This is a genomic window from Planctomicrobium stercoris, assembly GCF_051465655.1.
Taxonomy (GTDB): domain Bacteria; phylum Planctomycetota; class Planctomycetia; order Planctomycetales; family Planctomycetaceae; genus Planctomicrobium.
This window is the reverse complement of sequence record NZ_CP195791.1, coordinates 1,629,869-1,648,344: the sequence shown is the minus strand read 5'-3', so window position 1 is coordinate 1,648,344 and position 18,476 is coordinate 1,629,869. Positions and strand designations below refer to the sequence as shown.

The window sequence follows — 18,476 nt, the reverse complement described above, 5'->3', positions numbered from 1 at the left end:
TTCAACCTTCAACCTTCAACCTTCAACCCTCAACCCTCAACCCTCAACCCTCAACCCTCAACCCTCAACCCTCAACCCTCAACCCTCAACCCTCAACCCTCAACCCTCAACCCTCAACCCTCAACCCTCAACCCTCCCGAAAGCCCCCGCTGTGCAGGCCCTCGTCCTATCAGAATCCGGATTGGCATACGCCAGTGACCACACGCCCCTGCCTCAGCCAGACCAGATTCCCGTGAAAGTGCTGAAGGCCGGGATCTGCGAAACAGACCTGCAACTGGTCAAAGGCTATATGGGGTTTCGAGGGGTCCTCGGCCACGAGTTCGTCGGAATTGCGGAAGCGGGCCGGTACGAAGGTCAGCGGGTCGTCGGCGAAATCAACTGCGCGTGCCGCCGCTGCGACACCTGCCTGCGGGGCATGCAGACGCATTGCCCTCATCGCTCCGTCCTGGGGATCCTCAATCACGACGGGGCTTTCGCGGATCGGCTCTGGTTACCCGAAGTCAATCTGCATCCCGTTCCGGATCATGTTTCCGATGATGCTGCTGTGTTCGTCGAACCGCTGGCAGCCGCATTTCAGATTCCAGCACAGCTTGACCTTACCGAATTTCAACGCACCGTCATTCTGGGTGACGGTCGGCTGGGGAACCTGTGCGCGCAGGTGCTCGCTTCACTGGGACGGGACCCGCTGGTGGTCGGCAAGCACGCTCAGAAGCTGGCTCGATTGCAGCAACTCGGCATTCGAACGCGGCTTCTCGAAGAGATGCAGGAGCCGCGGATCGCTGACCTTGTCGTGGATTGCACTGGTTCAGCCGACGGTTTCTCGCACGCGTGCCGACTCCTTCAGCCTCGTGGAACTCTCGTCCTCAAGACGACCGTCGCTGGCCCGGGCGGACCTTCCCTCGCCCCTGTGGTGATCGATGAGATCCGGGTCATTGGCTCGCGATGTGGCCCCTTCAAACCGGCGATTGAGGCCCTCGCAGCAAGGACCATCGACGTGGAATCGCTGATCACATCACGCTTCCCGCTGTCCGACGGATTGATCGCCTTTGACCGGGCCACCAGGAAAGATGAGTTGAAAGTGATTCTCGAAATCGACTCCGCCGGGAATCATCAACCCGGATAGAGCATACCGAGAGGGTGCCCTCAAAAAAGATACGACTGGCCGGAGTGGGGCCAGTCGTATCACGAGAGATTGAATGACCATCAAGGACATCCAACATCTTCAACAGCCCAGCAGACACTCACCATTCCGCCTGGTGAGGACGGTGCTCGAACAGTGAACCCGCTTGGCCTGCTGAAAGCTCTTATTGAACGGGTGTGCCAGCATTCGGCTGACTGACCGGGGCGTTGGGCTGGATCGGCCGGGCAACATTGTGTTCAACCGGAACCGTACCGGGTGCTGCGACAGCGGGTTGCTGCTGGGTTCGATTCACCGGGGCAGAACGTTGCACATACACGGGGGCCGATCGGGTCGTGGGGTTCACGCGGTCGTAATACCGGGGCGCGCCCATCACAGGCCCTGTCGTGCGTGTGACCGGGTAACCAGCACGCGCCCGTTTGGCCTGCTCATAAGCCCCCTGCCCTCGCTGTTGTTTGATTTCTCTCGGAGCAGCCACCTGAGCAAACAGGCTGGACGAGGAGGCGAGTGTGGCCATCGCCAGAAATGCAGCGAGAGAACCATTGAGAATCTTGGACATGACGACGTTCCTTCCAAACTTGGAGCGATTTGAAACTGCTCTCACCGAAATCCGTTCGGCAGACAGAGAGCAATTGATGTACGGTGGTCAACGTCGCTCGAGACTGGCCAATGCCAAAACGACAACGCCCCCAGGCCGTACGTGGGCAGTCCACGATCCCGGCGGAGTCTTGTCTCCGGCATCCCAGGGACACATCAATCCGACTCACGTCCGACTGACATGCCACTTTTTGCCTGTTTCATCAGGCCTTCAAAACTCTCCTTCCTCAACTGGGGACAAACCTGACGAACCTGCAACTCACGCCTTGGAGTGAATCACTCCGGACTGCTCTGCACATATTCGGGCGAGTGCTTCCCAAGAAATGTGGAAGAACAGACACAAGGCTGAATGCGGCCCGCCAGGCGTCCAAAACCAAACGAACATTACAACTTTATTACGACAATTGGACCATTGAAAGATCAAATTTCTTCCGCTGATTTCCGGAAGTCTCCAAACCAGAGAAAAATCTCGACCTTGCACACTCAGGCAGAACGACGCTGCAGCGTCACACCCAGAATCACAACCCGTTTTCGATTCGGCACTTGCAACCAAGACACAGCTTCAGCCTCGAAAACTCCCCATTTGCAGGCTGACAGCAGAGAGAAACGGATGCCATTCTCCATAAATGCTGTCGGCCCAGCGGACTGACTAATGAACAAAAGCACCGCCAAAGCAAAATGCCAGGGGTCACCTGCTCGACCAAGACAACAGACCCGCTTGCAATTCGCGATGAATTAACAAATACTCCGCATCGACTCCGGTCCCCGATGCCCGAATCATCAGGGAACGGTTCGCGACAACGACAGGAAATTGGCATCCGTAGCTCAATTGGATAGAGCATCGGTCTTCGGAACCGAGGGTTGGGGGTTCGAACCCCTCCGGGTGCATTTTTATAAGTCGTGCCGAGCATTTGAGTTAAGCACCTGTCCCTAACCGGGCAGCGCGGCCGTGAGACCCTGTGAAGGTAGTACTGGTACTATTTTTCACGAGCTACGGATCCGCAGATTCCTCAGAATCGTTCTCAGCCCAAGTATCGCCATTATCGCCCCAAGAATCTGGGCGTCGTCAGGATCGGCGGGCAGGACCACTACCTCGATCCCTACAACTCTCCCGAAAGCCTGGAGAAGTATCACCGGCTGATCGCTGCCTGGATTCGCAATCAGCGGACAAGCCTTCCCAAAGTCCCCGCAACAGCCACGGGGAGTTCATCGCACCCGTCTCCCACGATTAACCAGATGCTGCTGGCGTATCGCGAATTCGCGCGGGGGTATTACTCCAAAGGGGGGCAGCCCACCAAGGAGTTCACCGAAATGAAACACGCAGCCCGGCCGCTCCGCAAACTGTTCGGATCGACCCTGGCCGCGGAATTCGGTCCGATTGCCCTGAAGGCGGTTCGCAGCCACATGATCGATGCTGAAGGCCTCTCGCGGGGAGTGATCAATAACCGTCTGAACCGACTCAAACGGATTTTCAAATGGGCGGTGTCAGAACAGCTGATTCCGCCTTCTGTCTATGAAGGGTTGCGGGCGGTCGATGGACTGCGCTATGGTCGCAGCGATGCCCGGGAGACAGATCCGGTCAAACCTGTCCCCTGGGAGTGGGTCGCCCCAGTCCTGCCTGGCCTGACGTCGGTGGTCTCTGCCATGGTCCAGCTGCAGTGGCTGACCGGGATGCGTCCCTGCGAGGTAGTCATTATGCGCTCCTGTGACATCGACCGGACCCGCGAAATCTGGATCTATTCCCCGTCTGAGCACAAGAATCAGTGGCGGGGCCATACCCGAACCGTGGCCCTGGGCCCCAAGGCCCAGGCGTTGCTGGCCCCCTTTCTCGCCCGTCCCGAAGAGGAGTTTCTGTTCAGCCCCCGGGATTCGGAAGCGGAGCGGAATCGCCAACGCCGGGTATTGCGGCAGACGCCCCTGCCTTCCACTCTCAAGTCCCCTGCACCATTCAGTTCCTCCTCGACGAGTAAGCGGGAGCGATATGACACGGATTCCTATCGCCGCGCGATCAAGTATGCGATCCTGAAAGTGAACCGGTCGCGGGCTGCCGAGGAGCCGATTCCCGACTGGTGTCCCCTGCAGGTCAGGCATAGTCGAGCCACCGAAATTCGCAAGCAGTTTGGCCTGGAAGCAGCCCAGGTGACGTTCGGTCACACGCGAGCCGATGTCACCCAGGTCTATGCGGAACGAAACCTCACGGAGGCGATCCGGATTGCCCAGCAAATCGGTTGACCGCATCCGCAGCTTCGAGCCTCACGAGGACGGGATGCCTCACTTGTTCAGGAACCCATTCTGTGAATACCGACCTCTCCCTCCAACTGGCTCTCCGGAGTTTTCAGATTGCCAGCCACCTGTGCCACTTTCGCAGTCTGCTCGAAGCGGCCGGGTGTGGACTCTAGGAGGATGAATTCCATGAGCCTCCCCCGCTGCAACGAGCGCGGGCGGAATCCGCCCGCGTCATCAGCTGGCTCCAGGAAATGAGCCAGCGGTGTGAAAACCCAGAACTCTCCTCCCAGTGCCTGGATCTGATCGAGGCCCAACAGAGATGGCTGGAGAACTTTTCCGAACATTGGAGAAGTTCCCACCGTGCCGCTCTCCTGGAGCAATACAGAGGCCTCGAACCAGACAACGATTTTGAGTTGCTTCACTCCCTGGTGCAGGCATCGCCCCTGGTTGGTGAATCCTCTCAACAGTATGAGAAGGCAATTGAGGATTTCTCGACCGGGCTTCCGGCCGTTCAGCAGGCTGCATTTCACGTCGGGATGATCCTGTCGCAGGAGATGTTCGACACGTTCTCCGGAGGAGGATCCTCGCTCCGGGATCCCGTGAATTCCGTGGCGTACTTTCAGGTCGAGTTCCACCGAAGACTCGCGGAATCGATGCGGGTGCTCTACGAGCACTTTCCGTATCTGGGGACTCTCGACACCGATTTCTCAACCTTTTATCCGACCTGGGACCTGGCCAAAGTCCACGACTTTCATGGCCGGCTGGAACAACTGCTCCGCACTCCGGAGTACACACCGTCTTCGAAGAGCTATCTCGGGACGTTTCTGATTCCGGATCAAAAGCGGGTTGTCCGGGAGAACCGGCAGGTCCATCTGCCCGGACACATCGAGTGGGAGATTTTCGGGTTGCTTCACCGGAATCGGCAGACGTACACGCATCGGGACGCCCTGGAGCAGATCTGGTCGGAGGCTGCAGTTCCCGATCCTGGGGATCAGCGCAGTGAACAGAACAAGCTGGAGAGTGCCCTGTCGACGCTGAGGGGTAAAGTCAAAACGCTGGGGCTAGCGATCCGGAATGTCCGCGAAAGAGGCTGGAGACTGGAGGAAATCAAGCCCTCCTGAGACCGGTCGACTCTTGATCGGATGAACAAGGGGCCAGCCTGCGTGGTGATGGGACCCAACGGTAGAACTGCCCCGGGCAGTTTCGTTCAGCAGTGATCTTGAGGACACCCCTCACCATCCCTCGGCGTCCAGTTTCCGCGCCGCCTGAGCTTCGCCGACAGCGTGGGTGGATCGCACAGGACTGGCTGCATTCTCTTCCAGCTCTTCAAAAAATCGCTGCAGTGCCTCGAGCGACGCGCACTTCGCCCCGCCGATGGTGATTGTTTCCAGCCTTCGCCCCCGGAGCCCCCGGTCCGCCCAGCGGTAGAGCGTGGAGACGGCGATCCGCTTCCCTCGCCGCCGGGTGGGCAGCTGTTTGGTAGCGTCGGTCATCGAGAGTACGTTTTCAGTCTTGAGATCAATCATGCCTGGTGACTTCTTAAATCGGGGCCAACTCATTCGTGACCGCCGAAGTTTCAGACATGAACCTGAGAACGTTGCTGGGATGAGCTGAGATCTTACAGGAATGTTCAGTCGCAATGAACGAAAGGAATCCCGCTCGCATCTCGATTGAAGTTGTTAGTTTCATGAACTTCAGGGACGATATCAACGAAGAACGTCGCATCGGATTGTGACAGTATAAATATGCTATATAGGACAGTGCTCTGAACGTTCTCTGACAAAAGGCATGCGATAGGCTGACCACTATGAGATTTCGTGCCAAACCAGAAAAATCTGAGGTTCCATATCAGACGCAAATTCGGCAAAAAAGTCCTTGCCCCGCCAGCGCTTCTGGGGAGAATGTTGGCCTGACATCCGAGTAGTCACCTTTAGCAGCCCGTTGAATTTGCTTTCTTCGCTTGACAGGTCTGGTAGATTGCCGGTGGTTGAGTTTTCAGGCATTCAGGGAGGGTGGTCCATGGCGTTGGGGAAGCGGGAGCAGTCGCAGCAGCAGGAGTTCTGGACTCCGACAGCGAATCTCTCCAAAGGGCCGGGGCATGTCTTTTATGACAAGCTCAATCAGGTCCTCGCCAAGGCGGGATTCGACAAGGTTCTCGAAGACCTCTGCTCGCCTTATTACGCCAGCACGGGTCGCATGTCGATCCCTCCGGGCGCCTATTTCCGCATGCTGCTGGTCGGGTACTTTGAAGGGATCGACTCCCAAAGAGGCATCGCCTGGCGGTGCGAAGATTCTCTCTCGCTGCGAAGGTTCCTGGGCATTCCGCTGGGGAAAGAGACCCCGGACCACAGCAGCCTGACCCGCATTCGAGACCGGTTGCCGCTGGAGATTCACCAGCAGGTGTTCCAGCAGGTGCTCAGCATCATCGATGAGCATGGACTTCTCAAGCTGAAATCAACCGGTGTCGACTCCACGTTGCTGGAAGCCAACGCCGCCATGAAGACGATCGTCCGTAAGGACTCGGGTGAAGACTGGAAGGAGTTCCTCAAACGCCTGATGCAGGAGGAAGGGCTCCTCGAAGAAGACGATGATCCCAGCGATGACGACCTCCGCAAGTTCGACAAAGCCCGTCATCAGCAGGGGAAGAAGAAGGTCTCCAATGCCGACTGGGAATCGTCGTCAGACCCCGATTCCCGCATCGTGAAAATGAAAGATGGCCGCACTCATCTGGGCTATAAGGCTGAGCATGTGATCGACCTGGAGAATGAGTTCATCCTCTCCGCCACGGTGTGTCATGGGACGAACAGTGATGCCGGCACGCTCATCGAAAGCGTGGTGAATGCCCAGCAGAACGTGATTCTCGCTGGCAGTCCGGAAGAGATTGAAGAAGTGGCTGCCGACAAGGGGTATCACAAGAACGAGACGATCACGCAGGCCACGCAGCTGGGACTCAGAACGTACATTCCCGAGCCCAATTCACAACACAATCGCACGTGGACGGACAAGCCGGAGGAAGTGCAGCAGGCAGTGCTCAACAACCGCCAGCGCATGAGTCGAGCCAAGGGAAAGGACCTGCAGCGTCAACGCAGCGAGAAGGTCGAACGCAGCTTCGCCCATGTGTGCGAAACCGGCGGAGCGAGACGAACGTGGCTGCGAGGAATTGAGAAGATCAACAAGCGTTACCTGATCGTGGCTGCAGCCAGGAACCTGGGTTTGCTGATGCTCAAGGCGTTCGGCATCGGCAAACCCAGAGGTCTGCAAGGCGGAATCCGGGCCATTCTGGCACTCTGGGGAACCTGCACGCTTCTCTGGGCCGCCCTGAGAAGCTGCCTGCGATCGCTCCAGGCAAGGACAGCTCATCCGATGGCGTTCCGAGACATCAACTGGCAATTGACCCCACAGCGACCACGTACACCCCGGAAACTCCAAATCATGCCAACTTCAACGGGCTGTTAGGGCTGGTACTACTTCTGTTTGCGTCTGAATGGTCTGTTTGCGTCAGTTTGCAAAAGCAGGCTTTTTGAGATAACCTCTTGCATTCACAGCGTTTTACGGCCTTTTTGACTCATTTAGAGGCGCCGGCTTCGGAACCGAGGGCTGTCCGCTGCTCTGGGGAACAGCGACGCCGCTGGCGAGCAATCCTCACAGACCGAGAAACGCGATCCAGCTTCTGGCTCAACTGGACGACCTGAGTTTTCGGTTGCGGGCCGACCGGACCGGTTTTTGTGCCGGAGTTTTCGTGCCAGCCACTCAGTGGTATCGAGAGAATTTTTGCAGCCTGATCAAATTTGAATCAGGACCGCAAAAGGGAATTGACCTAAGAATCACTCCCTCACGATCACAAGCAAATCCGCCGAATTTGCTGATGAATATTGACTCCCCCTGAGCATCCCATATCTTGTCCCTGTGAGTGTTCTTTCAGATTCCAGTGTCCACAGTGCCACCGCTCCCCCCTGTTCTGACAGTGGATTATCGGTCCGAGTGTTTCCGGAGATTTCATGCAGGTCTTGCAAAAAATCGGTCGAATATGTGAAATTCTCTCGACAAAACAGGGACGGGCAGCGCTGGTCGGCTCTAGCAGCCCGTTGAATTTCTCTCCGGCTGTTGACAGGGTTGGCAGACTGCCGGTGGTTGGGGTTTGAGGTCTTCAAGGAGGCTGACCAATGGCGTTGGGGAAGCGGGATGAGTCGCAGTAGCGGAGTTCTGGATGCCGGTTCAGAACCACTCGAAAGGGCCGGGGCATGTCTTCTACGACAAGCTCAATCAGGTGCTCGCCAAGACTGGGTTCGACAAGGTTCTCGAAGAACTCTGCACGCAGTTTTATGCCAAGGCCGGCCGGATGTCGATTCCGCCGGGCGTGTATTTCCGCATGCTTCTGGTGGGGTATTTTGAAGGGATCGACTCCCAGCGTGGCATCGCCTAGCGGTGTGAAGACTCCCTCTCGCTGCGAAGGTTTCTGGGGATTCCGCTGGGGGAAGAGCGATCACAGCAGTCTGACTCGCATTCGAGACCGCTTGCCACTGAACATTCACGAACAGGTGTTTGTGCAGGTGCTCAGCATCATTGATGAACACGACCTGCGGAAGTTCGATAAAACCCGTCATCAACAGGGGAAAAAAAGAGTCGAGAGAAAGAAATTCGGCAATTCTCAAGCTGTCGACCCTGGACTCTCCGCTCTGGACCGTCTCTCACTTGAATCAGGCGAAACCCCTGCAGCAGGCAGTGCTCAACAACCGTCAACGCACGAGTCGAGCCAAAGGAAAGGACCTGCAGCGACAACGCAGCGAGAAAGTCGAACGCAGCTTCGCTCACGTCTGTGAGACCGGCAGAGCGAGGCGAACGTGGCTGCGAGGAATTGAGAAGATCAACAAGCGTTACCAGATCGTGGCGGCCGCCAGGAACCTGGGCCTCCTCATGCTCAAGGCATTCTGAACCGGCATCCAGAACTCCTGCTGCTGAGAACCATCCCGCTTCCCCAGTGCCATCGGTCACCCTCCCTGAACACCTCAACCCACAACCACCGGCAATCTACAAGACCGGTCAAGCGAAGGGGGGAAATTCAACGGGCTGCTAACCGTGAGTGAATTTCCTTTGAAACTCTTCCATTTGGTGAATCTCAATAGCCACGGATTCCATAAACTGCCTTGCTCCAGAATCTCCAAAATATGCAATCATCTCATAAAAATTCGCACCGAAGTCCATACACCGAATATCCGGCCGAAGCATCTTCAACGTCACTGTCGCTGTGCTGCAATGCCCCACCACAGTGGATGCAGGAACCTCTGCTGCAAGTGTCTCCATGGGACAACCCGCCCCCCAAAGTTCGTACGTCGGCAACAGCGACCTAAGGTAAGGATGACCGGGAAAGCTTGGGTGCTCTTTCACGAGGAGACGCGTTGGCTTGAGACTGTGAACCCACGCGGCGAACGCTTCAGCGAACGGCTTGAACACCTCCTCCGGCATCCAATGCCAGATGTAGGTCTCTAAGTACAAGACCGTTCCCGGATCGGGACGAACCGCAGGTGTGACAACCGGAAACGGAATCACGTAGACCGGTTTCCCGCCAGTCACAATAAACTTGTCGGTAAACGAGAGAAGCTGATGTACAGCAGGCTCGAAGACCGCACTCAGGTGTGAATTCGGCATCCTCCATTTCAACCCAAGGAGTCGCGCCAAGGTACTCTTGACCGCCATCCGCCACGACTCGCGGTTCTTCGCTTGAATGTCTTGAAAATTCATCAACCCGCCCGCAACCGTCAGCAGTTCGACCCCGGAAGACGTCTCACACCATCTCAATACATGATTGCATAGCAAGTTGTCGTTATTGATAATCAGAACTTGCCTGAGCGAATTCCCTTTAAGTAGTGCCTTAATCAGCCTTGCCGCCCGATAATAGTACCCGACAAATCGCCGTTGCCCCAGCAGAGTAGAGGAAGGCTTTGCCGGATACTTCAGAATGATTCCGCATCGATCAATCCACTCAAGATGAGTGGGCCTCATGACTATGACACAAGTGCGTTTTAAGTCAATCTGTCGTTGACTGAGATACTCTCCAATCAGCACGCCCGATATAAATGTATCAACGAATACAAGATGTGTTATTGATTTTGCGCCAGCCGCCACTGCCATCTCTCTTTCCAGTTTCTGAACCACAAGCGACGTCTTCCGACCTGGCACAAAAGATCCATTTGACTTGGAGCCAAGCAACAAAACCTCGTGAACTCGCGGTTTTCAAGCGTCGCAAACCCGTTTTGCCCTTTAATTCACAGGTTCATGACACAATTTAGTGGCTTGCTGATTCTGGGAGCAAGCCAAGTCTTCCTCAGGAGATCTGTCTGTGCTCTGTTGAAATGTAAGTGATTCCGAGAGCATGTTTGGAGAGCGTGCGGATGGGGGCGATGCGCCTTCCGAGCCTCGCACGTCATATCGCGTGATTTTTTTGCGACTCCCCATGGGCGTCGCCCTCCCGAATCTGGATTTCATTGATGCTTCAAAGCACGCTCCGAGATTTCAGACGAACGGTGCATGGTGTCAGCCAGCATTCAACGAGCCGCTTCCACGAACAGATACCGATCATTGCCCCCGGCGATCGCTGATCTGCGTTGTGTTTCAGCCAACCCGTGAACGACTTCACCACCCATCTGTCTCGCTCCTCCGGCTATCCGGAGGAGGAAGCCTCGGCTGCCATTCGCCTGGAGCAGAAGGCCACGCGTCGGAAAACGTGTTGACCTCGCATCTGCGGCAGTGGGTGAAGCACCACAGCATCCACATCAAGGTGCTTGCCGGGGGTGATGGCGTCGATGAGAGCGCGGCGGCATGATGTGGTGGCGACTCCTGCATGACACCGTGTCATGTTCTGAGCAATGTTCTCCCGGGAAACCACTGCTCTCTTCGACACAGGCTGTCATGTGGCCCCCTGGTGAGTGCAGACGCTGCCCTGAATTGCACTGCCTGCTCCATTCCAACTTCGATCCAATGTTGTAACACGTGTTGCGGTAGAAGCTTGTGCTGACATTGTGGCGTGGGTCCGGGGTAGATCAATTGAGGGGCAAAGGTCGGCAGAAAGGGCCAGCCCCTACAAGAGTCGCATCATTTTGCCACATGTTGAGATCGAGGCGATTGACGCAATTTCAAGGCTCTCAGGGCGTTACCGAGGTCCATGAAGTGTTGCTTTCCCTTTGATTTCTCAAGTAACTGGTCTGATATTTTCTTCAGAACCGTGGAACTTGCAATTGACAATTACCTCAAGAGGATTGGAAGATACCGATGTCGCCCAGACGGCATCTTAGTGCAAACGCCGTGCCGTTAGTTGCAACCCCATTCCCCATGGAGGGAATGGGGCCTTCGATTCTGTAAGAATGCGCCTGCGAATACTCATGTCGCAATTGGCCTGGAGTTGTCGAGATGGAAAAGCCCGTCGTCATTGCAGAGGTCGGTTGCAATCATAAAGGAGACATGGCAATTGCTGAGGAATTGATCATGCTGGCATCCCGTTTTTGCCAGGTCGATGTCGTCAAGTTCCAAAAGCGCAATAATCGGGAGCTTCTGACCCCCGATGAATATAATGCTCCACACCCTAATCCGAGCAACAGCTACGGACAGTCATATGGTGAACATCGGGAGTTTCTTGAATTTAATGTCGATCAACATCGCAGGCTGAAGCAATGTTGTGATGAATGGGGAATCGGTTATAGCACTTCTGTGTGGGATTTGACCTCGGCTAAAGAGATGACGAGCCTTGAACCTCAGCTGCTGAAAATCCCGTCGGCCTGCAATTTAAATTTTGAAATGCTCGGTTGGCTGTGTGAAAACTATCAGGGAGAGCTGCACGTCTCCCTCGGAATGACTTCCCACGCAGAAGAAAACGAAATTGTCAGTTTTTTCGAAAAGCACCGTCGCAATAAGGATTTGGTGCTCTATGCCTGCACATCCGGGTATCCCGTCCCATTTCAGGATGTCTGTCTGCTTGAATTGAAAAGACTGAATGAACACTACGCCAGCCGCGTGAAAGCAATCGGGTTCTCAGGGCACCACCTGGGAATTGCAGCGGATGTTGCGGCGCTGGCCTTAGGTGCCACTGTGATCGAACGGCATTTTACGCTGGATCGAACGTGGAAAGGGACTGACCACGCTGCCAGCCTGGAACCGGATGGAATGCGTCGACTGGCCCGGGATCTTCGAAACGTTGCCCTGGCGCTCACTTACAAACAGAGTGAGATTCTTCCCATTGAAGAAGTGCAACGAGAGAAGTTGAAAAGGTGTGTCGCCACATGAGCAAAGCCTCGGTGATTGTTCCGCTCCGCTTGAATTCAAAAAGCATCCCTAAGAAGAACATCCGCCCGCTGGGTGGTAAACCGATGTGTGGCTGGATTCTCGAAGCAGCGGCGAATGCGAATGGCGTCGGTCAAGTCGTCGTAAGCACCGAAGCACAAGAGATTATGGATGTCATCTCGACGCTTCATTTACCGGTCGACTTCGTGCGACGTCCAGAGGAGCTGGCGGGAGACAAGTCGACTACGGAATCGGTAATGCTGCATGCTCTGGATGCGTGTCAGCATCAAACCATCGTGCTGGTGCAGGCGACGTCGCCGTTGCTGACGTCTCAAGATATTGATGCTGCACTCGACCTCTTCTGGCAGGGCAGATATGACAGCCTGCTGTCTGCCGTTCGCACCAAGGCTTTTTTCTGGACTGATGATGGCCATCCCATCAACTACGACCCCTTGTCGCGGCCAATGCGGCAGGATTTCAATGGTTGTCTCCAGGAAAACGGAGCAATTTACATTACCTCTGCCGAGGCGTTGAGGACATCGGGTTGCCGGCTCAGCGGCAAGATCGGTGTTTTTGAAATGTCTGCCGATACCTCGGTGGAGCTGGATGAGCCGCACGACTGGGAACATGTGTCTCGCTTGTTGGCCCACCGGAGTTCGACGGAAGCAGATTCAGAGGCCTCTTTTCCTCGCATCAAAGCCGTCGTCTGTGATGTGGACGGGACTTTGACCGATGGCGGAATGTATTACGGTGCAGACGGTGAATTGATCAAGAAGTTCAATACACGGGATGCAGTCGGTCTTTCACAGCTGAAGGATCACGGAATTCGTGTGCTGATCGTCACAGCAGAGGACTCACCTGCGGTGACGGCTCGCATGAAGAAGCTGCAGATCTCCGATTATCATTCGGGGATTCGCGACAAGGTGAAATTTCTCGATTCGTTCTTTGCAGAACAGAAAATCGACTGGTCAGAAGTCGGCTACTTCGGCGATGACCTCAACGATGTTCCAGCGATGAAAAAGGCAAAATGGGTTGCCTGCCCGGCCGATGCCTGCCCGGAAGTTCAATCGTTGGCTCATTATCGTTGTACCGCGGCGGGAGGAATGGGTGCGGTCCGAGAAGCTTGTCGCACCTTGCTGGAGAAATTGAATTGAAGCCTGCGTCGAACTCACAGCCATGTATTTCGGTTCTGTAAAAATTGTTCAACACGCCGGGCTATGGATGTTGCATACCCGGGCGTCAGCGGTTGCTGGGGGCGAACAATCTGGTGGCGTATGCAAGATCGACCGCGAAAAATCACACCGGAACATAGACGTACAACAGTTTAATTAAATCGACGAGTCATAAACCCGATACACCCAATATGCATGCCAGCTTGCGAAGTCATCGCTTGAAACGAATTTGCATGAACTTCGTTAACTGTTGGCCATGCTGAGCTCGATTGTCAGAACTGAGGTATACGTGAGCAATACAATCACTCCCGCCGAACACATGCGACTGAACGGTTACGCTGTTTACCGTTCAATATTCACTCCTGATGAAATCGAGAAGCTGCGAAGTACGATTGCCAATCACTTTACTTCGGCTGGAAAGTATTTTGAGTTCGGAAAAATCCAGCCTGACGCGTTTGGTAAAATTTCAGAAATACGATGGGCGTGTTCTCACCCTCCGCTCGTAGCGGCGTTTCACGAATGCACAGGAATTGACGATTTGCGGTATACCTATCACAGCGACGTTCACATGAATGCGCTCAGTAATTGGCACACCGACACTCAGGCATATTTCACCCCTAAAGAAGTTCTTGTTGACGACTTCCGTGTGTACAAGGTTGGAATTTACCTCCAAGATCACCTCGAAAATGGACAAGGCCTGACAGTTTGCGAAGGGTCTCATCTGACGGGAGCCATCAACCCTGAGAATACAAAAACCCTGTCTACAAAAGCAGGTGACGTCATTATTTTTGACGTTAGAATCTACCATCACGGTGATATGAAAAACTTTGCTGAACGAGTGGTGAATAAGATTACGAAAAATGGGGCAGTCAACTTTAGGGTCGGCAAGATAATTCGCAAGCTGACGAACCGTGCTGATAAGCTGTCACTCTTCTTTACTTATGGAGCCAATAATGAAATGACCCGTGAATTTTCCATACGGAACATGAAACGTCAGAATCGCCAGAATGGAGTTGCCGATGGGGTTGAGCGGGATGAGGCGATGGCTGCGTTTTTAGCTGCTTCAAACGTTCAGGCCATTTCCCTCTAAAGTCTGCGGAAAGTCGCTCGAAATATTTGCGGAATGAATTGTTCCGTGGGGCTCCATCTGTAGCATTCTTTGGATGAACAGTGGCTGTGTTTGGTATTATGTGCGAGAATTTCGATGAACGGCAATCAGAATGGTTCGGCAAAAGGAAAACGCCATCGAAATTCCGGTTCATCTGGCAAATAGGGCGGAGTCATGGGAGACAGGTCGGCCCAAACCTCAGTTCGGGCTCAACAAACGGGGGTCAGCGGCCAATTTGCGATAAGGTCAATGAAATCAATCTTTTGCGGGCTGGTAGAGGAAAGTTGAACCCCAACACCCCTATTTGCCGGAAGAGCCGAAAATCTTGGTGTGTCGTTGCAGTTTGTTGGCCCTAAGTGAGCGAATCGAAATCAGAGTAATTTTACGAAATTTCTCAAAGCATTACTGTTCGAATGGGTGACAAACCCGATAGGACTTCACTCACCATCAGTTACTGCTTTTTTCAGGTCAAGATTTCACTGCTGGGTATAGCATTCATTTAATTGCGAGCGCAGGCGTTGTGCTGTCGCAGGATAGATCGGAAAAGGCGAGCTTCATGAAATTGGCAAAGAAGGTGTGGCGAAAGATCGCTAGCAGAGGTCCGGTGCTGGCCTTGGCCGGGGCGTATTTCGATCTGTTTCAGAGGGAATTCCATGTCGACGACTTAGCGTTCACTATTCCCTATGACAAGACAACCAAGGCGTTTAGGGGGCGATTCGCTCTGGGTATTTATGAGCCATCGGAGATCGCCTTCGCCCAGAAGTACATCACACCTGAGAGTTCGATTCTTGACCTTGGTGGATGTATTGGAGTTGTTTCGTGTGTTGCAAATAGGCAGCTTTCGGACCGTCGACGGCACGTCGTGGTCGAGGCCAACCCCAAGTTGATGTCGAGTATTGAGGCCAATCGAGATCGGAACGGTTGCGGGTTCCAAATCGAGAGCTGCCTGGTGTCAAGATCGTCAGATGGGGTGTTTTACCTTCATGAGTTGATCGTCGGTGGGAGCGCGGATCGACAAACAGCCGAGCGTGTTCAGGTTCCAGTTAAAACCGTTGAGCAACTGTCAGCTGCGCATGGGATTCAGTTCGATTCATTGATGATGGATATTGAGGGAGGCGAGTTGGGATTTATCAGAGAAAATGAAGAGTTCTTTAAGACTCTGCGAATTGCAATTATCGAGTTTCACGATTTTATCATCGGTAAGGCGGACGTGTCCGAATGTCGCAACCTGCTTCGCCGATATGGACTCGCAAAAGTCGATGAAGACGGGGGCGTTGAAGTGTGGAAACGTGGATAATCGTGCACAAAACCGACATGTGACCGTTGGTAAATGACTTCTGAATCTGCAAAGTCGAGCAATCTCTCAGTGAATCACGATCGCAGGAGTCTGCGGGCACTTTTTGCTTCAACGACACTATGGCGGTTGGCAAGCTATATTGTTAGCAACGCGATAATGAAAGGGGCGATGCTGCTGTTGCTCCCTCTTATTGCAATGGTTCTCTCCCCTGGTGATGTTTCACGTTACGGGCTTTTTGCCAGCGCTTTGGCCGTCTTTCTCCCCCTTGCTACGCAAAATATACCGTACGCCGGAGAACGTCTGGCATTTGATTATTTAAACGACGGTTCTCGTTTGAAGTCCTTGAACTGGACTCTCTTGTCTTCGTCTGTGGTCATGACGATGGCGGCGTGTAGTGGCCTCATTGCTGTGGCGCTCGGTATGAGCTTCTTTGGGAAGGATATTCCGATTTTCTCAGGAGACGTCGTGTCTCTTGTGCTCTTTGCGGTGATCGCCGTCACCTGGTCTGCCGCTACAACGTGTCAAACAGTAATGCGAGTGCATGGACGAGCTCTTGCTTATTCAGTGATTACAGTCATGAGATTAATGAGCGTCGTCGTTATTTTTGCACTTTCGTCTCTCATCTTTGTCTGGTTGAAGAAAACCCCAAGCTTTAATCTTTTGATGACTTCGTTTGCGCTGGGGAATTCGCTTTCGTTTATTGCCTCGTATTATTGCACAAAAAATGACTTTACAGGCGGAGCGTGGAACCTGGAAATGTTCAAGGCGTCCTGGAACTATGCTGCTCCGACATCAGTGCAAACAGGGATTGGTGCGTTTACTGCAACGTCGGGAAGATGGGTCGGGGTTGCGTTTATTGGGCTGGATCAACTGGCGGAATATACGTTGGCCAGTATGCTATTGCTTGTGGCCAGCGGCTTCGCTCGGAGTTGTATTGAGGGGTGTCGCCCGGAGATTATGAAGCCGTTCGCTGAATTCGACTTTCAAGCCGGAAGGCGGCAAGCATTCAAGGCAGTTGGATTAGGTGTGGCTGTTACGGTTGCGTTTTTTGTCGTGGTGTTTGCTGCCATGGGACTGATTCTTGGCGGCAAGTTGGGTGAAATTCGTGTTCCACCCATAAATATTGCGATAGCGGGAGTGGCGGCTTTGATGGAGACGCTGTCGTTGTATGGAATGACTGTGCTGCTTGGACTAAAGCAGTCGAGAATTGTTGCGGGTGTCTCGGCCGTGATTGCTGCGGTGTCACTCATTGCTTCCATGCTCGCCTGCATGTGGAAGCCTTCGTCTGAAAGTTTGATCCTTTCGCTCGTTGTGACATATTTTTTGCAAATGATTATCTTCAATGTCATGGCTGCCCGGCGGTTGGCGTCCGTCGATTCTGTCTCGCTTCAGAGGGTAGATCGATGAATATCATTCTGGGGGCACTGTATCTCATTGGTTTGTACACGACACTGAGCGTTAATGTCGGTGGTGTGGAGGTGCTGGGAGTTCTCTCCATTCTGGCAGCTGTGCTGCTGGTGTTGCTTAATTACCATCGTGGGGGATCTCTTGCGATCCTGTTTTCCTTGCAGCTCTTGGCCTGTGCTGTTGTCAGTACCGCACTTTGCTATGTTCAGGTTCCACCCACCATGGAGGCAATTACAGAGAATATTAAATCACTCTGCCAGTTGAGTTCATCGCTGATCTGTTTTCTGTCACCGACGGTGTGGCTCTCGTCGTACCACACAAGAACGGTTAACAGATTGTTCTTTTGGATATGCCTCGGCTTGTTATTGGTAGCGACGCTGGAGACAGTGGTTCCAGTTGTTAGAACCGTTTCCGACAACTTCAGGAAACGATGTTATAGTGATGATCGCAGGTACGATTCATCTGAAAGGGATGAACGTCAGTATGGTTTGGTTCGTCCTACGTTCTTTACGCAGGAGCCGTCGCATTTGGCGAAATTCTATGCATTTGTTTTACTTTCTTATCTCTTGACAAGTGCGTCTCGGTACAGGTATGCGGCTTACGGGCTGCTGGTTATGGCCGGACTCGTGGTTTTGCGTTCGCCAAGTTTGGTGGCAGCGGTGCCATTGGGATTAATTGTCGTGCTAAGTAGAATGCGTGTTCAGAATGCAATGCCGATTTTAACGTCAGGCGGTCTGCTGGTCGTTGTGTTTGGTTACGTCGCGGCGACACAAGTATTTTCCGAACGGATTTTAGAGGTATCAGAGGGGAAGGACTTAAGTTCATTTCAGAGAATTGTTGGTCCCTACAAGCTCATTTATGAGACCTTGGCACAATATCCCATGTTCGGTGCAGGGGTGGGGGGGCGGGAAGTGATTGTTGATATTATTCTGGATGTTTATGAGCAGTTTTCCGGTCGGACAGATATGGTGAGATTTGTGCTCTCTGATCTCTCTTTTGTTATTACCAATGCTTTTGCGGAGTTGTGGATCTATTTGGGGATTGTCGGCGGAAGTTTCTTTTTGTGGCAGCTCTATCGTGTGGAACACGCGATTGCTTCAGTGCCTTTTCTTGTGTTTTTGGGGATATTCATGATTATTTTCAATTCGGATGGTGCGTTCGTGAGTTTTCGCGTCTGGTCGTATTTCGGATTGGTGACGGCTGCGATTTATCATAATGGTTTACTTTATTCGGTTCCAAATAAATAAATTCAGGATTGCA

General features: G+C 53.6%; 15 protein-coding genes and 1 tRNA gene. 13 read left to right on the top strand and 3 right to left on the bottom strand.

All coding sequences use genetic code 11. From position 1 onward, the window contains the following. Nucleotides 1-181: 181 nt before the first annotated feature. Nucleotides 182-1,123: an MDR/zinc-dependent alcohol dehydrogenase-like family protein gene (locus tag SH661x_RS06830; RefSeq protein WP_437229298.1), complete on the top strand. Its 942-nt coding sequence runs from the start codon at nucleotides 182-184 to the stop codon at nucleotides 1,121-1,123. Between the two features lie 181 nt (nucleotides 1,124-1,304). On the opposite strand, the gene SH661x_RS06825 is transcribed toward SH661x_RS06830, so the two are convergent. Further along, nucleotides 1,305-1,697 (bottom strand): hypothetical protein, encoded by a 393-nt coding sequence (locus SH661x_RS06825; protein WP_437229296.1) that lies wholly within the window; start codon nucleotides 1,695-1,697, stop codon nucleotides 1,305-1,307. A gap of 852 nt (nucleotides 1,698-2,549) precedes the next feature. On the opposite strand from SH661x_RS06825, the gene SH661x_RS06820 reads away from it, so the two are divergent. The 3 genes from SH661x_RS06820 to SH661x_RS06810 all read left to right on the top strand — a co-directional run bounded on the left by SH661x_RS06820 (nucleotide 2,550) and on the right by SH661x_RS06810 (nucleotide 5,082). Next, nucleotides 2,550-2,623, top strand: a tRNA-Arg gene (locus tag SH661x_RS06820). A 348-nt stretch (nucleotides 2,624-2,971) separates the two neighbouring features. After that, entirely contained in the window at nucleotides 2,972-3,967 is a 996-nt protein-coding gene (locus SH661x_RS06815) for a tyrosine-type recombinase/integrase (protein WP_437229294.1), read from the top strand. A 407-nt stretch (nucleotides 3,968-4,374) separates the two neighbouring features. After that, nucleotides 4,375-5,082, top strand: coding sequence for a hypothetical protein (locus SH661x_RS06810; RefSeq protein ID WP_437229292.1), 708 nt, complete (start codon nucleotides 4,375-4,377; stop codon nucleotides 5,080-5,082). Between the two features lie 111 nt (nucleotides 5,083-5,193). Here SH661x_RS06810 and SH661x_RS06805 read toward each other — a convergent pair whose 3' ends face one another. Then, nucleotides 5,194-5,487, bottom strand: a complete 294-nt coding sequence (locus SH661x_RS06805; protein ID WP_437229290.1) for a DUF1580 domain-containing protein — start codon at nucleotides 5,485-5,487, stop codon at nucleotides 5,194-5,196. A gap of 493 nt (nucleotides 5,488-5,980) precedes the next feature. On the opposite strand from SH661x_RS06805, the gene SH661x_RS06800 reads away from it, so the two are divergent. The 3 genes from SH661x_RS06800 to SH661x_RS06790 all read left to right on the top strand — a co-directional run bounded on the left by SH661x_RS06800 (nucleotide 5,981) and on the right by SH661x_RS06790 (nucleotide 8,893). Then, on the top strand, nucleotides 5,981-7,417 hold the full coding sequence (locus SH661x_RS06800; protein ID WP_437229288.1) for a transposase: 1,437 nt from the start codon (nucleotides 5,981-5,983) through the stop codon (nucleotides 7,415-7,417). Between the two features lie 751 nt (nucleotides 7,418-8,168). Beyond that, a complete protein-coding gene (locus tag SH661x_RS06795) occupies nucleotides 8,169-8,384 on the top strand; it encodes a hypothetical protein (protein WP_437229286.1) in 216 nt (71 codons plus the stop codon). 269 nt (nucleotides 8,385-8,653) lie between these two features. Further along, nucleotides 8,654-8,893 carry a transposase gene (locus tag SH661x_RS06790; RefSeq protein ID WP_437229284.1) on the top strand — a complete coding sequence of 80 codons (240 nt, stop codon included), beginning with the start codon at nucleotides 8,654-8,656 and terminating at the stop codon, nucleotides 8,891-8,893. Nucleotides 8,894-9,031: 138 nt separating this feature from the next. Here the strand turns inward: SH661x_RS06790 and SH661x_RS06785 are convergent, their stop codons facing one another. After that, nucleotides 9,032-10,090: a hypothetical protein gene (locus tag SH661x_RS06785; protein WP_437229282.1), complete on the bottom strand. Its 1,059-nt coding sequence runs from the start codon at nucleotides 10,088-10,090 to the stop codon at nucleotides 9,032-9,034. A gap of 1,275 nt (nucleotides 10,091-11,365) precedes the next feature. Between SH661x_RS06785 and SH661x_RS06780 the strand changes: the two genes are divergently transcribed. From SH661x_RS06780 to SH661x_RS06755, 6 genes are all read left to right on the top strand, one after another. Continuing rightward, nucleotides 11,366-12,235 carry an N-acetylneuraminate synthase family protein gene (locus SH661x_RS06780; RefSeq protein ID WP_437229280.1) on the top strand — a complete coding sequence of 290 codons (870 nt, stop codon included), beginning with the start codon at nucleotides 11,366-11,368 and terminating at the stop codon, nucleotides 12,233-12,235. Beyond that, nucleotides 12,232-13,386 carry a cytidylyltransferase domain-containing protein gene (locus tag SH661x_RS06775; protein ID WP_437229278.1) on the top strand — a complete coding sequence of 385 codons (1,155 nt, stop codon included), beginning with the start codon at nucleotides 12,232-12,234 and terminating at the stop codon, nucleotides 13,384-13,386. Before SH661x_RS06780 ends, SH661x_RS06775 begins: the two co-directional genes overlap by 4 nt. A gap of 307 nt (nucleotides 13,387-13,693) precedes the next feature. Then, a complete protein-coding gene (locus SH661x_RS06770; RefSeq protein WP_437229276.1) occupies nucleotides 13,694-14,494 on the top strand; it encodes a phytanoyl-CoA dioxygenase family protein in 801 nt (266 codons plus the stop codon). A 574-nt stretch (nucleotides 14,495-15,068) separates the two neighbouring features. Continuing rightward, entirely contained in the window at nucleotides 15,069-15,809 is a 741-nt protein-coding gene (locus SH661x_RS06765) for an FkbM family methyltransferase (protein ID WP_437229274.1), read from the top strand. Between the two features lie 168 nt (nucleotides 15,810-15,977). Next, nucleotides 15,978-17,216 carry a hypothetical protein gene (locus SH661x_RS06760; protein WP_437229272.1) on the top strand — a complete coding sequence of 413 codons (1,239 nt, stop codon included), beginning with the start codon at nucleotides 15,978-15,980 and terminating at the stop codon, nucleotides 17,214-17,216. Further along, the gene (locus SH661x_RS06755) at nucleotides 17,213-18,463 is read left to right on the top strand and encodes a hypothetical protein (RefSeq protein ID WP_437229270.1); all 1,251 of its coding nucleotides are present in this window, start codon (nucleotides 17,213-17,215) and stop codon (nucleotides 18,461-18,463) included. Before SH661x_RS06760 ends, SH661x_RS06755 begins: the two co-directional genes overlap by 4 nt. Nucleotides 18,464-18,476: the final 13 nt, after the last annotated feature.

What these genes read in the sequence shown, in the direction of transcription:
- SH661x_RS06785 (WP_437229282.1), bottom strand. Translation starts at nt 10,090, where the DNA reads ATGGCAGTGGCGGCTGGCGCAAAATCAATAACACATCTTGTATTCGTT.
- SH661x_RS06755 (WP_437229270.1), top strand. Translation starts at nt 17,213, where the DNA reads ATGAATATCATTCTGGGGGCACTGTATCTCATTGGTTTGTACACGACA.
- SH661x_RS06760 (WP_437229272.1), top strand. Translation starts at nt 15,978, where the DNA reads ATGCTGCTGTTGCTCCCTCTTATTGCAATGGTTCTCTCCCCTGGTGAT.
- SH661x_RS06765 (WP_437229274.1), top strand. Translation starts at nt 15,069, where the DNA reads ATGAAATTGGCAAAGAAGGTGTGGCGAAAGATCGCTAGCAGAGGTCCG.
- SH661x_RS06815 (WP_437229294.1), top strand. Translation starts at nt 2,972, where the DNA reads ATGCTGCTGGCGTATCGCGAATTCGCGCGGGGGTATTACTCCAAAGGG.
- SH661x_RS06795 (WP_437229286.1), top strand. Translation starts at nt 8,169, where the DNA reads ATGCCGGTTCAGAACCACTCGAAAGGGCCGGGGCATGTCTTCTACGAC.
- SH661x_RS06825 (WP_437229296.1), bottom strand. Translation starts at nt 1,697, where the DNA reads ATGTCCAAGATTCTCAATGGTTCTCTCGCTGCATTTCTGGCGATGGCC.
- SH661x_RS06800 (WP_437229288.1), top strand. Translation starts at nt 5,981, where the DNA reads ATGGCGTTGGGGAAGCGGGAGCAGTCGCAGCAGCAGGAGTTCTGGACT.
- SH661x_RS06780 (WP_437229280.1), top strand. Translation starts at nt 11,366, where the DNA reads ATGGAAAAGCCCGTCGTCATTGCAGAGGTCGGTTGCAATCATAAAGGA.
- SH661x_RS06775 (WP_437229278.1), top strand. Translation starts at nt 12,232, where the DNA reads ATGAGCAAAGCCTCGGTGATTGTTCCGCTCCGCTTGAATTCAAAAAGC.
- SH661x_RS06805 (WP_437229290.1), bottom strand. Translation starts at nt 5,487, where the DNA reads ATGATTGATCTCAAGACTGAAAACGTACTCTCGATGACCGACGCTACC.